The organism is Rhodococcus phenolicus (genome assembly GCF_001646785.1).
Classification (GTDB): domain Bacteria; phylum Actinomycetota; class Actinomycetes; order Mycobacteriales; family Mycobacteriaceae; genus Rhodococcus; species Rhodococcus phenolicus.
In genome coordinates this window covers 1-13,605 of the sequence record NZ_LRRH01000098.1, presented here as the reverse complement: position 1 = coordinate 13,605, position 13,605 = coordinate 1, and the positions used below count along the sequence as shown (strand labels likewise).

The following is a 13,605-nucleotide window of genomic DNA, read 5'->3' as shown; positions in this document are numbered from 1 at the left end:
GCTCAGGCGGACACACCGTCCACCGCGACGTGCGCCTGCGCCGGGACGGCGACGGTGACCCACGCCCGTGCGATCACCGTCCCGGAATCGGTGGCGCACACCACCGCGACGTCCTGCACGGATTCGTGATCGGTGCGATAGCGCTGGAGCACCCCGACGGAGCAGGTCGTCGGTTCCGCGTCGGCCACGGAACCGGTGATGCGGACCCGGAACCGCCGGACGTTCGCGGCACCGAACCGGTCGACGACACAACGGACCAGTTCCCCGACGGACCGCTCCGGCACCCCGGACGCATCCTCGGCCCCGGACAGGTACACCTCGGCGACCCTCCGGCCGATCGTGTCGAAATACTCGACGGTCCGGTCGATCCGGTGGGTCTCGGTGTCACGCACAGTGCGCACGCGCTCGCGGAGCGGTTCCCCGGTGCGGGGCGGGAGGAAGAACACGATGTCCGCCTCGTCCGCGCCCGCACCGACGAGGCGACCCGCCGCGACGCCGAGCGACAGGAAGGTGGGCGCCGACCCCGCCTCCGGAACAACACTTTTCATCGTGATCCCCTTCCTCTCGCTCGGCTCGGATCCGTCAGGATGCCGGCACAGCAGCCTTCGCTGCGTCGCGCGCGGCGATGTACCCGAACACGAGCCCCTGGCCGATGGTCGCGCCGGCGCCCGGGTACCGGTTGCCGAACGCGTTGGCGGCGGTGTTGCCGATCGCGTAGAGACCGTCGATGACGCTGCCGTCCTCGCGCAGCACGCGGGCGCGTTCGTCGGCGCGCAGGCCACCGCACGTACCGAGGTCGGACAGGGTCATCTTCACCGCGAAGTACGGACCGTGATCGAGCGGACGCAGGTTCGGGTTCGGCTCGACCGTCGGATCACCGTAGTAACGGTCGTATGCGCTTGCGCCGCGATCGAACTCGGAGTCCGTGCCGGCGGCGGCATCCTCGTTGAAACGGCGGAAGTTCGCGGCGAACGCGTCGACCGGGACGCCCATCGACGATGCGAGCTCCTCCGGGGTGCCGCCACTGTGGGCGATACCGGCCTTGAACCAGGAACCCGGGATCGGCTGCCGGGGGAACAGCCCCGCGGCGAACACGTAGCTGTTGCGGTACTTCTGATCGAACACGATCCACATCGACTCGACGGGGTCGCCGGTGCGTTCACGCTCGAGCACGGCCTGACCGAACGACATGTAGTCGCAGGACTCGTTGATGAACCGGGATCCCGTCTGGTCCACGATGAACGAGCCGGGCAGCGACCGCTCGGCGAGCATCACCAGCGGCGGCTTGCCCTCGCGCGTCGGCGCAACGGCCGGGAACCACCACGCCTGGTCCATCAGGTCCACATCGGCCCCGATCTCCTGCGCAACCTTGATGGCGTCGCCGGTGTTGCCCTCGGCGCCAAGGCTCTCGCCGTCCGCGAGGCTCTCCGACTGGAACTTGTGCCGCCACTGCATGTCGTGATCGAAACCACCAGCGGCAAGGACGACACCGCGACGCGCCGTGACCGTCACCTCCCGGCCGTTCTGGGAAACGACGGCACCGGTGACGCGATCACCGTCGGTCACCAGACGCACCAGCGACGTCTCCGTCCACACCGGGATCCCCGCGCGCAGCACACCCGCGAACAGGCCGGCGGCGATGGCCTGGCCACCGGCGACGTACTCGCGTTTGACGGCCAGGCCCGCGACACCCTGTGCGAGGCGGCGGAAGATCGTCGAGAATCCCTTGACCGGCATCCGCGCCATGAGGTTCATCCACTTGTAGTCGGCGCCGGTGGTGGGCATCGGCAGGCCCGCCTCCATCAGGCCCGGACGCAGCCGGCCCCGCTCGTCGCCGAGCTGCGACAGATCGAACGGGCGGCATTCACAGGTGCGACCGATCGCGGCGCCGCCGGGACGCTCCGGGTGGTAGTCGGAGTAACCCTTGGCCCAGAAGAACTTCATCGGCGTGGTGCGGCTGAGCATCGCGACCGTCTCGGCACCGTTGTCGACGAATGCGTCACCGCGCTCGACGGGCGCGGTGCCGTCGACCACCGACCGGACGTAGGTGCGGCCACGCTCCCGCGTGTCCCCCGTACGCGCTTCCTGCAGAACGGGATTGGCGGGCATCCAGAAAGCACCGCCCGACCGTGCCGTCGATCCGCCGACGTATTGTGTCTTTTCGACGACGAGCGTCGACAATCCCTGTTCGTGTGCCGTGAGCGCGGCCGCAAGGCCGGTGCCCGAGCCGATCACGAGCAGATCCACGGTGGTGTCCTGCGCCTGAGTCAGGGCCGGTACGGACTTCTTCGCCATGCCACTCTCCTTTGCCTGGTAGTTCCGCAACGGTGGACGACGGTAGACCGCTGCCGCGCCGACCGACAGAGAAGTTCCCTGCCACCGGGACTCGAGATCACAATCAGGAGGGGCTGCTGCATCCGGACGCCGGCGATCGAGGCGAGTCCAACATCTCGGTCCGTCAGCCGACTCGACGCATGTCCGCCGCCGACCAGTACGCCCACATGCCGGTGATCCGGCCGCCCTCGTCGAACGTCATGACGTCGATCGGCTCGATCTCGTAGGCGGCGTCGCCGACACGGGTCCTGACCCGGAAATGGAACGCTGCACTCCGCCCGCTCACGTGCAGCGACATCAATTCGGTCTGCTGGGGTGCGCCGTCGATAGCGCTGTAGAACTGCGCAATGGCGTCGCGCCCGACGCGCGGTTCGCTGCCTGCCGGGTCCTCGAGGGTCGCGTCGTCGGCATACAGGTCGACAACCGCGGCCGACGACCCCGAAGCGAGGGCAGCGAGATAGGCACGGACGGTCACGCGGATCGCCTCGGCAGTGCCGGCGATGGATTCGGTCATGGCGGAAGAACCCCTCGAAATCGAATTTCGCGGCACGCTACGTCGCCTCGGCGACGACGTCGACTTCACCGTCCCGGTGACCGGGAGCCCCGCAGACGTCGTCAGCGCCGAACCGCTCCGAGTTCGCCGGCACACACAGCGACCCCAGTTGCCGGACCGGCCGGTCCGGCAACCGGGGTCGGCACTATCGTGCGGTCACGCCGGTCGCTCGGTGAAGACGAAGTTCTTCACATCCGGCTCGCGCAGCATCGTCCAGTAGTCGACCAGCCTCCAGGGACACGGGGTGACGGGACGGCCGGTGCTGTTCCGGTAATATCCACTCACGTTCGCACCGGGATGTGCCCAGACGGTCCGGTCGAGGGCCTCGTCCACCCTCTTGTTGTACTCCTCCTGAGCTGCCGGCTCGACATCCATCGATGCGTACCCGTTCTCCAGGAGGTACTGGAGGCACTCGACGATGTAGTGTACTTGTTCCTCACTGGTGATATTGTGTCCTGCACCGTGATTGGGTGCGGCATTGGGCCCTGCCGTCACGAACAGATTCGGAAAGCCCGATACCTGGATCCCGAGGTACGCGCGCGGATCGTCACCGTTCTTCCACAAGTCTGCGAGCTTTCGGCCGTCGCGTCCCTCTATGTCGATGGAGGTCGTGAACTCGAGATCGAATCCCGTGGCCAGAATGACGACGTCGGCAGGGATGAACACGCCCTCGGTGGTCGTGACACCATCCGCGTCGATCCGTGCCAACGAGGCTCGGTGCAGGGTGGCATTCTCCCGGTTGAGCGCAGCGAAGAATCCCGGGTCCTTGACGATGCGCTTGGCGTAGGGCCGGAAGTTCGGCGTCAGCTTGTCCCGCAGATCCGGCCTTTCCGGGAAGGAGCGTTCGAGGTATCGCAGTGCCGTCTGCATCACCAGGTCGTTCGCCGGAGAGGCGGAAAGATGGTCGGCCGCCCATTCGGGATCGATGCGCGGCATGTGGTAGAGATTGTCGGACGCGAGCCAGTATGCCTTGAGCCGGAACCAATGCTGAAAGTACGGCAGGTGCCGCATCGCCCAGCGCTCACCGTCCGGCACCTCGTTGACCACTGCCTTCTCCGGCACGATCCAGTGCGGACTGCGCACGAGAGCGTCGATCGAGGCCACGTTGTCGATGATGCTCGGAACCACCTGCACCGCGGTGCATCCCGTACCCACGATGACGACCCTCTTGCCGGTGAGATCCAGATCCGACGGCCACTGGGCGGTGTGCACGATCCGGCCTTCGAAGGTTTCCATACCTTCCACGTCCGGAATGTTCGGCGAGTTGAGCATTCCCAGCGCCGTCACGACTGCGCTCGCCGTGTACGGAACGATGCTGCCGTCGGCACAGCGGGTTTCGATCACCCACTTCTGTTCTTCTTCGATCCACTCCGCCGAGATCACCGATGTCGAGAACTCGATGTTCCGATACAGGTCGTACTTGGCGGCCACGCCACGCATGTACTCCAGGTACTCCGGACCCGTGGGGTAATAGCGCGACCAGTCGGGGTTCAGTTCGAACGAATACGAGTAGTAGTGGCTCGGCGTGTCCACCGCCGCGCCGGGATAGGTATTACGCGACCATGTTCCACCGAGTTCGTCCCGTTCCTCGAACACCGTGTAACGAAAACCGGCTTCACCCAGCTTCACCGCGGCGTTGAGTCCGATCATCCCGGCTCCGATGACGATGACGTCGAAGTCGGACGGAGGCGCCTTCGTCACCGGCACCTGCCGCTGCCCCTTGCGGAAGCCCGCTTGCTCCAGCAACAGGGGCACGAACTCGTCGCCGACATCGCCCACTGTGCAGAGCGACGCCATCCGGCGGAACAACTCGGGTTCGGGAACTCCCAGACGGGCGGTCGATTCGGGTGTCAGTACCGTCGCTGCACGCTCGCGGATCGCAGCCGCGATCTCGGCGGGGAACTGGCCGGGAGGTGTTGCGGCGGCACCGCTCTGCGCGCCGTAGTGCGTCTGTGCTGCGCCTCCACCATCTGCCTGCGCGTTCTTGGCATCGGCGACCCGGGCCTCGAACTCGTCGATCAGCGACAGATCGCCGGTCACGTGCACCATCGACATCAGCAGCGGACCCGGATCCGACACGGCGATCGCGGCTCGTAGCTCTCCGGCGGTGACCGTCCCCTGCCGGTCCGACTCGAATGTGAAGGTGGAGGCCATGAAATTCCTTCCGGTGGTCGTGGATTCCTGCTGCGCTCCGACGGCCCTGGACGGACTCGTCGCACTGATCAACTCGAGCAAAACGCACCAGGACACGGACGGGAAGGCGGACGTCCGTTCAGCGGACCGTGGGAACGGAGTCGATGCCGGTGGCGGATTCGAATACCCGGGCGAGATATCCGGTGATCGTCCCGAACAGTTCGTCGGCCTGCGGCAGCACAGCGGTCATCGTGGCGAAGCCGTGCATCACGCCGTCGTAGCGCAGTAGTTCGACCGGAACACCTTCCTCCCGCATGCGCCGTGCGTACTCCTCGGTACCGTCCCGTGTTGGGTCCACCTCGGCCGTGGCAATGAATGCCGGTGGTAGACCGATCAACTCGGCGCCGTCACCGGGACAAACATACGGTGATTCTCTTTCGGTGCGATCCGGCACATACATGTCCCAGAACCAATAGCAGTCCTCCGGCGACAACAACACCGTTGCCTGTTCGGGGTTGGTCACCTCCATCACCGCTGTCCCGTACAGAGCGACCTGCGCATCGGGCAGCGGAAGTTCCATGTCCCTCAGCTGATGCGACAGGGTGAATGTGAGTGCCCCGCCCGCGCTCTCGCCCGCGAGCACCGCTTTCGTCACATCGGCGTCGTGCAGTTCTGCGGGTCCGGACTTGATCCACTCCCATACGGTTCGGCAGTCGTCGAGCGCGGCCGGGTACGGATGCTCCGGCGCCAGCCGGTAGTCCACCGAGACGACGACGCTGCGTGACGCTGTGCTGAGCTTGCGCAGGTACTCGTCGTTCTGGTCCAGATTTCCGACTACGAAGCCCCCGCTGTGCATCCACTGGACGATCGGAAGACCCGGCGCATCGGACGGCCGATAGACACGTACCGGTACACCGCCGGTCCCGGATGGCACGACGAGGTTGTCCGTGCGATGGATCGGGGTGGTCACCGGTATTGCACCGGCAGCCAGCGCCGCGCGTAGATCTGCGACGGGTATCTCGTGCATGGGCCTGCCCATGCGAGCCGCGGAGGCATCGACCACCCGCTGCGCTTCCGGAGAAAGGGGCATGCATCTTCTCGTTTCTCGTACGGCGGGCACGGGGCCGGCTCCGTGTCCGGCGGTGTCGGGCCAGCTTGTTCAGCCGACTGCTGCGGTGTGCACAGGGTGATCGCAGTAGCGCACCGACTCCTGGGTGTCCAGTACGACGTCGACACGGCTGAACGCCGGTCCGGTATCGGTTGCGCGAACCGTGCCGCGCACGATTCCGCTCGACACATTGAAGGGCCGGCCTTCGACGATCTTGGTGACGAAGATGTAGGACGCGAAGGACACCCCATCGTCGCCACGCTCGGAAATGAACACGTTGGTTCCGTTGTGGCGCAACGGGTACGGGCTGTTGTGGCGGTGGTCTTCCTTCCAGGACATCACCGCGTCCGCTCCGCGTAGATCGACGCGGATGAAGTCCTCGTAGTCGGTCGCACCCGTGTCGCTCGCACAACTGAATGCGATGTCATCGGTCATCAAGACGCGGAGGGCCTCCGGATTCCATTCGTCGTAGTGGAACCACCAGGCCGCAACCAGGGCGGTGACAGTTTCCGGGGTGATGACCGAATCGTTCATGGTTCTTCTCCTGTCGTGGGGGTCGATGTTGCGGCACCGCACGGGGTCAGCGCGGACCGGAACCAGGCGTTTTCGAGGACACCGAGAGCCGAGTCCGCGAGAATTGCGGACTCGGCGAATCCTCGGACTCAGTCGGACACGGTTTGCGGGACGGTCTCCGGGTAGACCTGCTCGAACCACCCGCGCTGGGCCGCGTCGAAAGTGCCCAACTCCATGGCGCGTCGCCCCCACGCCTTGATCAGGTCCAGAAAACCGGTGACATCGTATATGTCCTCCTGCCGGGAGAACTTGCCGTTCCCGGCATACGTCAGGATGCTGACGTGGGGTGCCGCCCACACCGAGCCGTCACCTGGATCGCTCATCACATTGTCGAGTTTCGCCACGATCGTCGCGTTCACTTCGTCGATGACGTGGTAGTGCTCGGGAAAGGAAACCGTGTGTGAGCCGGGGAACTGTGCCAGACTGGGCTCCGCCCATCCCCAGATACCCTCTTTGCCGTTGAGGACACCGGCCATCTGCTCGTGATATACGACGTCGTCGGTGAACAGCTCGAGGAAGTCCCGCCAGCTTCCGTCGCCGGAACCGGCACGATTCACGGTCGTGTGCCAGTTTCGATAGGCATTCTCGAGTTCTTCTCTGCTCCAATTTGTTTCAGGCATAAGGCATGCTAGGCAACGATGTGTGCCCCGTCACTCACCCCCTCCCGTTGAGCGGGAGATCCGCATTCGGGACCGGATGGTGCCGGCCGGAAGAGGAAGCTACACCTGCGCGGCGTCACGGGATCCGTGTGCGATCGCGCTGCTGTCGCCGGTGCGGCACCTGCAGATCGGGAACCTACCCTGTCTCACCACCACCCGCCGGTTTTCTCTCGCTGGCCGGGAAGATCTATGCCACAACGCTCGTCGAACTGGCACCGTACAAGACCATGACAATCCCATGCACCTTCGAATCCACACGACGAGAGGTCGCCACCGACCTCGGCGTTCTGCGCTACCACGAGGCGGGGGACGGTCCTCCGCTGCTGTTGCTCCACGGCTCCGGTCCGGGTGTCACGGGGTGGCGGAACTACCGCGGCGTTCTGGCGGACTTCGCCGAGCACTTCCGGTGCCTTGTGCTCGAGTTTCCGGGATTCGGTGTCAGCGATCCGGGCGACGGCCACCCGATGGCCATGGCGGGCCTGTCGGTGGGCGTATTCCTCGACGCGGTCGGCATCGAGGGCCCGGTCGACATGATCGGTAACTCGATGGGCGGCATCGTGGCTGCCAACGTGGCGATCAATGCCCCGCAGCGAGTGCGCAAACTCGTCACGATCGGCGGGATCGGAAAGAACGTGTTCGCGCCCGGTCCCGGCGAAGGGATCCGGCTGTTGATGGAATTCACCGACGATCCGACCCGCGAACGGCTGGTCCGGTGGCTGCACTCGATGGTGTTCGACCCCGCCGTCGTCACCGAGGAACTGATCGAGGAGCGCTGGGCACTGGCGACCGAGCCGACGACGCTCGAGATCGCGTCCCGCATGTACAGCAGCGCGGCCTTCGCCGCGAACACGGCTGCGGCAAAAGCCTCCGCCGCGGCACCGTACTGGGCCCAGTTGAGCAAGATCACCGCTCCCACGCTTCTGACCTGGGGCCGCGACGATCGAGTCAGCCCGGTCGATATGGCGATGCTGCCCATGCGCGACATCCCGAACGCGGAGCTGCACGTGTTCCCGAACTGCGGCCACTGGACGATGATCGAGGCGAAGGAAGCCTGGACCGACGCGGTCCTTGCGTTCCTGCTCCGCAAGGACCAGGTCTGAGCGACGGGTGAGCCGAACCGCCCGGGTAACCGGGCGGTTCGGCTACTCCACATCGTGAGCGAACCCTGCTTCCACGCGGAGTGGACCCGTCTATTCGACCGTTATCCCCATCCGCGCGAGCATTCCCCGCGGATCTGCCGGCGGGTCGAGTTCCAGGAGTTGCTTCCCGCGCCGGTGAGCAGCCGCGATGCACATCTCGTCGTCGGAGTGGATCCAGAATTCTCCGCGGGCAATCTGCTCTATCATGTGCTCCGCGGCGACGAGCGGGTCGAGTCCCTTCTCCACGTTGTCACGTTGCATCGCGGCGAACACCGCGTTGGCAGTGGCGTTCGCCGTGGGCGCCTGGCGCTGCGCGGACACGAAGATGTCGCTACGAATCGAGTGCGGGATGACTGCACTGACCTGGATGGGTGCGCCGACGATTGACAGATCCTGATGCAGGCACTCGGTCATCGCCAGCACTGCATGCTTGCTGACAATGTACGGCGACTGGACTGCAACGGAATTGAGGCCGCCCACCGAGGACAGATTCGCGATACACGACGGCGTTCCCACTTCGATCATCCGCGGCACGAACGACCGCAGACAGTAGAAGACGCCGTCGACGTTGATCTGCATCAGCCGACGCCATCGGTCCCGATCGATCTCCCACAGCAGTCCGGCCGACTCGACTCCCGCATTGTTCACGAGCATTTCGACGCTGCCGTGACGGGCGAACACTCCGGCCGCCATTGCCTCGACCGAATCGGCGTCGGCGACATCGACTGCCCAGGCCTCTGCGCGACCGCCGCCGGACACGATGTTCTCGGCAACAGCCTGTGCTCGGCCGGCGTCGATGTCCGCTACGAGCACTGTCATTCCGAGGGACGCGAGGTGCCGCGCCAATCCCTCGCCGATCCCGGCCGCCGCGCCCGTGACCACTGCGACACCTCGGGAGAACCTCTCCTGCGCCACACCCGTCTGCATCGTCATGCCTTCAATCCGTCCGGAGCGATGTTCGGGTTCGCCCACGCCGGGGGTTGGAGCTCCGGGAGTTCGCTCGTCCCGTCCAGGCTTTTCACCGTGATGCCCTGTGACCACGGGAAGTGCAGGCTGAACGCGACCAGGCCCGTGCGCTCCGTCGCGGGAAGCGAGCACATTTCGAGGACAGTTTGTGCCAGATACTCCACCGGTTCGGTCTCGTAACCGTCCGGCAGCAACGTCGCCGCGCCCGGAGTCATGATCGCCGTCGACGGCCCGACCACGTTCACCGCGATGTTGTCGTCGAGTACCTCCGCGGCCAGCCCCTGTGTAAACCGGTGCAACGCCGCCTTCGCCGATGCGTAGATCACGTCACCGGAGGTCTTGTTGTAGTCCCGGAAGGGACGGATCGGAGGAAGCCCCGTAGACGAGCCGATGTTCACGATCCAGCCGCCACCGGCCTTGCGCATGCGCGGAATAACCGCCTGCGACAGCAGGTACGGAACCTTAAGATAGTGCTCGAGGGTACGGTCGAAAGTGCCCTCTTCCATCGCCTCGATCGTGCTGTAGTCCGCGAAACCGGCGTTGTTGACGAGGATGTCGATACCCCCGACGGCGTCCACAGCGGCATCGATCAGTCCCGCGCGCTGCACCGGATCTTCCAGATCGGCCGCGACGGCAACGGCCTTCCCACCGGCCCGCTCGATCAACTGAACTGTCTCGCCGAGGGTGCCTTCGAGGACGTGCTCGTGTCCGTCCCGAACAGACCGGGAGGACGTTGTCGATCGGGCGGTGACCACCACCGCTGCGCCTTCGGCGGCAAGCCGCTGTGCAATGGCTCGCCCGATTCCCCTGCTGCTCCCGGTCACCAGCGCGGTGCGGCCGGTCAATCGTTGTGTCATGTGGTTCCCTGTGTCCCTGATTGTCCGGGCTTCTCATCCCGTGTTGTCATGGTCATGTCGTGGTGTCCGCGCTCCCCACGGTCTCCGCATCGCGGATTCCGGGCTCGAGAATCCGGTTGATCAACTGCCACAGATCTTCCCGTGCCGGCCCGGTCAACGACAGCTGGGGGAACGTGAGGAAGCCGTGGAACAGTCCTTCGAACCGGTGCGCGATGACCGGCACCCCGTCCGCGGCGAGCCTCTCGGCATAGGCCTCGCCTTCCGAGCACGGCGGATCCAATTCGGCGGTGGCCACCAACGCGGGTGGTAACCCCGCCAACGTCGCTGCCCGGGACGGAACGACGAGCGCGTTGTCGCGGTGGTGCGGCGCGTACTGCTCCCAGTACCAGCGCATCGCCTTCGTGGTGTTGTAGTATCCGACACCGTATCGCTGGTACGACTCCGTCTCGAAGTCGTCACCGATCACCGGGTACAGCAGGATCTGGGCCACGATGGACGGTCCCCCTCGTTCGCGTGCGGCCAGAGCGACCGCCGCCGAGAGATTTCCTCCCGCACTGTCTCCCGCGACTGCCACCCGGGTCGGGTCGCCCCCGTAGGACGAGACGTTCTCCACGGCCCAGCACACCGCCGCGTACACGTCCTCCATGGCAGCCGGGGCCGGATGCTCCGGCGCCAACCGGTAGTCGACCGCCACCACTACTGCATCCACGGCCTGAGCCATCGAACGACAGAACTCATCGTGGCTGTCGAGGTCACAGAAGACGAAGCCACCGCCGTGCGCGAAGACGATCACGGGTCGCAGCGATGCCGCAGGGCCGTGCGGGGCGTACACACGCAACGTCAGATCGCCGCCGGGCCCATCGATCACCACGTCTCGTGCGATCTGCATGTCGGGGATCCGCGTCAGCGGCGCTCGCCGAGAAACGATGATCTGCCGCAGGTCGGCGGCAGCGTACTGCGTGACGTCGGGGAATCCGGCCTCCAGGGTGGCGAGGATCGCCTCCACGTCCGGGTGCAGGTCTGTTCGGCGCACACCTTCCTCCTGTTCGGTTGGCAAATTGCAGAAACTGTGACAGACACGGTCTTTGACGATGCTCTGCGGGTTTTCCGGGTCGAACCACTTGTCGACGTATCCCCAATGCACGGGATGTGCCATGTACTCACCGATCAGACCGTCGAGGTCTGTGAAGGATTGTTCCCACACGTGGGTCCATCTGCTGGCCCCTCTCGCAGAGGTGACCCGGCTCAGCTGCCAGAACAGCATCGACGTGACGTATTTCGGCATCCGGAGGATTTCGCGCTCGAACCGCTCGACAGTCTCCCACGACGCAGAGTCCTCGACACGCAACAGAAGTGTTCGATACACGGTGGGCATCGCCGAGCCGGGTCGGGTGCCGCTCCGGAAGTCGCCTCCGCTGCCGGCGACGTAGTCCGCACCGTCGACGTGCCGGACATCGGGCCCGTCGATCGCCGACTCGATCACGCCACGACAGTGCTCCCAGTCCGTCTGTGCCTCGAACCGGAGGTGAATCAGGACATCACCTCCGTTGCGGACTCCGTCGAGGGTCGGCTGTACAACTGCGTGCCGCACCGGCGCCGAATCGAGCACGGCGAGAACCCGGCCGACGACAGCATCCACCGCGGCCGGGTCGCCCGGGTCGGTCAGGTGGACGAGACGGGTCACGTCAAACACGGCACATCTCCTCCACGCTCTCCGCTGCCGCCGCCATCGAGCGCGATCGTTCTGCCACCATCAGCTCGACACTGTCCCAGAAGTCCACGAAGTCGTCGTCGAACCGGCGCGCGATGGTGGTCCGCCACCACTGTTCGTGGCCGGTCACCGTCCAGATCGCGGTCACCGTGTTTCCGTCCTCCTCGAACCACACCGGAGGACTGACCAGCACACGGTCGAGGGTCATGCCGATCCGTGCCGCCCGTGGCGCATAGTGCGACATGTATGCGTCGACAAAGTTCCGGGCGCATCCCGGCTCGGTCGTCACACGATCGAGTATGTAGATCCTCCGGTCGGTCATTCGCTCACGCTAAGTTGCCGAATCCGCGCTGGGATGACCCCCTCCCGTTGTGCGGGAGACCAGGCCCTGCGGCCCACCTCGGCCGTGTCGTCCGTTCTGCGGAACCTGCTGTTGTGTAGGCGAAGAGGATCATCGACAGTGCTCGAATGACATACGAACTCACCCTCACCCCAGCCGAGCAGTGTCACGCCGTCGAAGAGATCAAGCGCACCTTCGCGGCGAGACTGCGCTGCATGGACAACAAGGAATGGCACATCTACCCGACCCTGCACACGGACGATGTCGTGAGCCTGACGTTCGGTGACCACAGTGTGGTCGGAGCCGACGCCGTGACGGCGTCGATCAAGAGAGTCCTGGACGGCCGCATTCCCATCACGTCCGTGCATCACGGCCACACTCCCGAGATCGAGCTGACCTCCGACACAACAGCCCGGGGCATCTGGGCGATGGAGGACCATTTGTGGTGGGTCAACGGAGATCAGGAGGAACATCTCCACGGATACGGCCACTACCACGAGGAATACCGCAAGGAGAACGGCCGGTGGCTGATCAGCCGACGGGCGCTGACGCGGCTTCGAGTGGACACCACCCCACGGTTCCACGAGTGCCGCGAGCCCGCATCGCAGAACTGAGACGCCGACACCGGGCAGGCCGACCAGTGTGCCCTGGCTGCTGGTCGGCAGCCGGGCCCCTCGCTGATCCGCCCGGCTCGCTCACTCGCCGAGACGAGCGGGTGAACCGGACTCTTCGCCGTACCTCCCGGACTCGGGCTGTCGGCGCAGGCGTCGCGGACGTTCCGTCATCACCTCGGGAGTGCTCTGCTGCACGTCGGTGAGCAGCGACCCGGGGAAGTAGATCGACGCGGTGATACCGGAGTTCGTCTCCGAATCGAAGGTCGGGCGCAGTCGCACACTGATGCCGTTGCGGGCCGCGAGGCGACCGACCACGAACAGGCCCATCTGGCGGGGTGCGTGGATCTCGGCGCTGTCACCGGCGGCCAGACGCGAGTTGATCTCGTTGAGGATCTCCGGTGCGGTACCGATCCCGCTGTCGGCGATCTCGAGCAGCAGACCGCCCCCGACGGCCGGGGAGAACTCGAAGGTGACCGTGCTGTTCGGCGGTGAGGCCCGCAGCGCGTTGTCGACGAGCTCGGCCAGCATGTGCACGACGTCGGCGACGGCGCTGCCGACGAGGTAGCCCTGGGGGGTGCTGCCGATCCGCACCCGCTGATAGTTCTCGACCTGGGAGAC

14 protein-coding genes and 1 pseudogene are annotated in these 13,605 nt (G+C 65.5%); 2 read left to right on the top strand and 13 right to left on the bottom strand.

The genetic code is table 11. The features are described 5' to 3' along the window. Positions 1-2 precede the first annotated feature (2 nt). From A8G15_RS24175 to A8G15_RS24145, 7 genes are all read right to left on the bottom strand, one after another. Positions 3-548 (bottom strand): hypothetical protein, encoded by a 546-nt coding sequence (locus A8G15_RS24175; protein WP_068165465.1) that lies wholly within the window; start codon positions 546-548, stop codon positions 3-5. A 34-nt stretch (positions 549-582) separates the two neighbouring features. Further along, positions 583-2,295, bottom strand: a complete 1,713-nt coding sequence (locus A8G15_RS24170; protein WP_068165464.1) for a 3-ketosteroid-delta-1-dehydrogenase — start codon at positions 2,293-2,295, stop codon at positions 583-585. A gap of 163 nt (positions 2,296-2,458) precedes the next feature. Beyond that, entirely contained in the window at positions 2,459-2,848 is a 390-nt protein-coding gene (locus A8G15_RS24165) for a nuclear transport factor 2 family protein (RefSeq protein ID WP_068165463.1), read from the bottom strand. Between the two features lie 195 nt (positions 2,849-3,043). Beyond that, positions 3,044-5,041 (bottom strand): flavin-containing monooxygenase, encoded by a 1,998-nt coding sequence (locus A8G15_RS24160; protein ID WP_068165487.1) that lies wholly within the window; start codon positions 5,039-5,041, stop codon positions 3,044-3,046. 118 nt (positions 5,042-5,159) lie between these two features. Next, positions 5,160-6,110 carry an alpha/beta hydrolase gene (locus tag A8G15_RS24155; RefSeq protein WP_068165462.1) on the bottom strand — a complete coding sequence of 317 codons (951 nt, stop codon included), beginning with the start codon at positions 6,108-6,110 and terminating at the stop codon, positions 5,160-5,162. Positions 6,111-6,179: 69 nt separating this feature from the next. Further along, positions 6,180-6,662 (bottom strand): hypothetical protein, encoded by a 483-nt coding sequence (locus A8G15_RS24150; protein WP_068165461.1) that lies wholly within the window; start codon positions 6,660-6,662, stop codon positions 6,180-6,182. A 128-nt stretch (positions 6,663-6,790) separates the two neighbouring features. Continuing rightward, positions 6,791-7,321 carry a nuclear transport factor 2 family protein gene (locus A8G15_RS24145; protein WP_068165460.1) on the bottom strand — a complete coding sequence of 177 codons (531 nt, stop codon included), beginning with the start codon at positions 7,319-7,321 and terminating at the stop codon, positions 6,791-6,793. A gap of 266 nt (positions 7,322-7,587) precedes the next feature. Between A8G15_RS24145 and A8G15_RS24140 the strand changes: the two genes are divergently transcribed. Further along, the gene (locus A8G15_RS24140) at positions 7,588-8,460 is read left to right on the top strand and encodes an alpha/beta fold hydrolase (RefSeq protein ID WP_068165459.1); all 873 of its coding nucleotides are present in this window, start codon (positions 7,588-7,590) and stop codon (positions 8,458-8,460) included. 90 nt (positions 8,461-8,550) lie between these two features. Here A8G15_RS24140 and A8G15_RS24135 read toward each other — a convergent pair whose 3' ends face one another. The 5 genes and pseudogenes from A8G15_RS24135 to A8G15_RS24120 all read right to left on the bottom strand — a co-directional run bounded on the left by A8G15_RS24135 (position 8,551) and on the right by A8G15_RS24120 (position 12,355). Beyond that, positions 8,551-9,432, bottom strand: coding sequence for an SDR family NAD(P)-dependent oxidoreductase (locus A8G15_RS24135; RefSeq protein ID WP_068165458.1), 882 nt, complete (start codon positions 9,430-9,432; stop codon positions 8,551-8,553). Further along, positions 9,429-10,322, bottom strand: coding sequence for an SDR family NAD(P)-dependent oxidoreductase (locus A8G15_RS24130; protein WP_068165457.1), 894 nt, complete (start codon positions 10,320-10,322; stop codon positions 9,429-9,431). The genes A8G15_RS24135 and A8G15_RS24130 overlap by 4 nt, the downstream gene beginning before the upstream one ends. 52 nt (positions 10,323-10,374) lie before the next feature. Further along, complete coding sequence (locus A8G15_RS30135; RefSeq protein WP_068165486.1) at positions 10,375-11,340, bottom strand: alpha/beta hydrolase; 966 nt, start codon at positions 11,338-11,340, stop codon at positions 10,375-10,377. 72 nt (positions 11,341-11,412) lie between these two features. Then, positions 11,413-11,697 (bottom strand): annotated as a pseudogene (locus A8G15_RS32015) (Dabb family protein); the annotation flags it as partial. A 310-nt stretch (positions 11,698-12,007) separates the two neighbouring features. Next, entirely contained in the window at positions 12,008-12,355 is a 348-nt protein-coding gene (locus A8G15_RS24120; RefSeq protein WP_068165456.1) for a hypothetical protein, read from the bottom strand. Positions 12,356-12,501: 146 nt separating this feature from the next. Here A8G15_RS24120 and A8G15_RS24115 point away from each other — a divergent pair, with 146 nt between their 5' ends. Continuing rightward, positions 12,502-12,987 carry a nuclear transport factor 2 family protein gene (locus tag A8G15_RS24115; RefSeq protein ID WP_068165455.1) on the top strand — a complete coding sequence of 162 codons (486 nt, stop codon included), beginning with the start codon at positions 12,502-12,504 and terminating at the stop codon, positions 12,985-12,987. Between the two features lie 81 nt (positions 12,988-13,068). On the opposite strand, the gene A8G15_RS24110 is transcribed toward A8G15_RS24115, so the two are convergent. After that, a partial coding sequence (locus A8G15_RS24110) for an ATP-binding protein (protein ID WP_169833936.1) occupies positions 13,069-13,605 on the bottom strand: 537 nt, incomplete at its 5' end.

Coding starts and splice junctions, on each gene's coding strand:
- A8G15_RS24175 (WP_068165465.1), bottom strand. CDS start 548: ATGAAAAGTGTTGTTCCGGAGGCGGGGTCGGCGCCCACCTTCCTGTCG.
- A8G15_RS24170 (WP_068165464.1), bottom strand. CDS start 2,295: ATGGCGAAGAAGTCCGTACCGGCCCTGACTCAGGCGCAGGACACCACC.
- A8G15_RS24165 (WP_068165463.1), bottom strand. CDS start 2,848: ATGACCGAATCCATCGCCGGCACTGCCGAGGCGATCCGCGTGACCGTC.
- A8G15_RS24160 (WP_068165487.1), bottom strand. CDS start 5,041: ATGGCCTCCACCTTCACATTCGAGTCGGACCGGCAGGGGACGGTCACC.
- A8G15_RS24155 (WP_068165462.1), bottom strand. CDS start 6,110: ATGCCCCTTTCTCCGGAAGCGCAGCGGGTGGTCGATGCCTCCGCGGCT.
- A8G15_RS24150 (WP_068165461.1), bottom strand. CDS start 6,662: ATGAACGATTCGGTCATCACCCCGGAAACTGTCACCGCCCTGGTTGCG.
- A8G15_RS24145 (WP_068165460.1), bottom strand. CDS start 7,321: ATGCCTGAAACAAATTGGAGCAGAGAAGAACTCGAGAATGCCTATCGA.
- A8G15_RS24140 (WP_068165459.1), top strand. CDS start 7,588: ATGACAATCCCATGCACCTTCGAATCCACACGACGAGAGGTCGCCACC.
- A8G15_RS24135 (WP_068165458.1), bottom strand. CDS start 9,432: ATGACGATGCAGACGGGTGTGGCGCAGGAGAGGTTCTCCCGAGGTGTC.
- A8G15_RS24130 (WP_068165457.1), bottom strand. CDS start 10,322: ATGACACAACGATTGACCGGCCGCACCGCGCTGGTGACCGGGAGCAGC.
- A8G15_RS24120 (WP_068165456.1), bottom strand. CDS start 12,355: ATGACCGACCGGAGGATCTACATACTCGATCGTGTGACGACCGAGCCG.
- A8G15_RS24115 (WP_068165455.1), top strand. CDS start 12,502: ATGACATACGAACTCACCCTCACCCCAGCCGAGCAGTGTCACGCCGTC.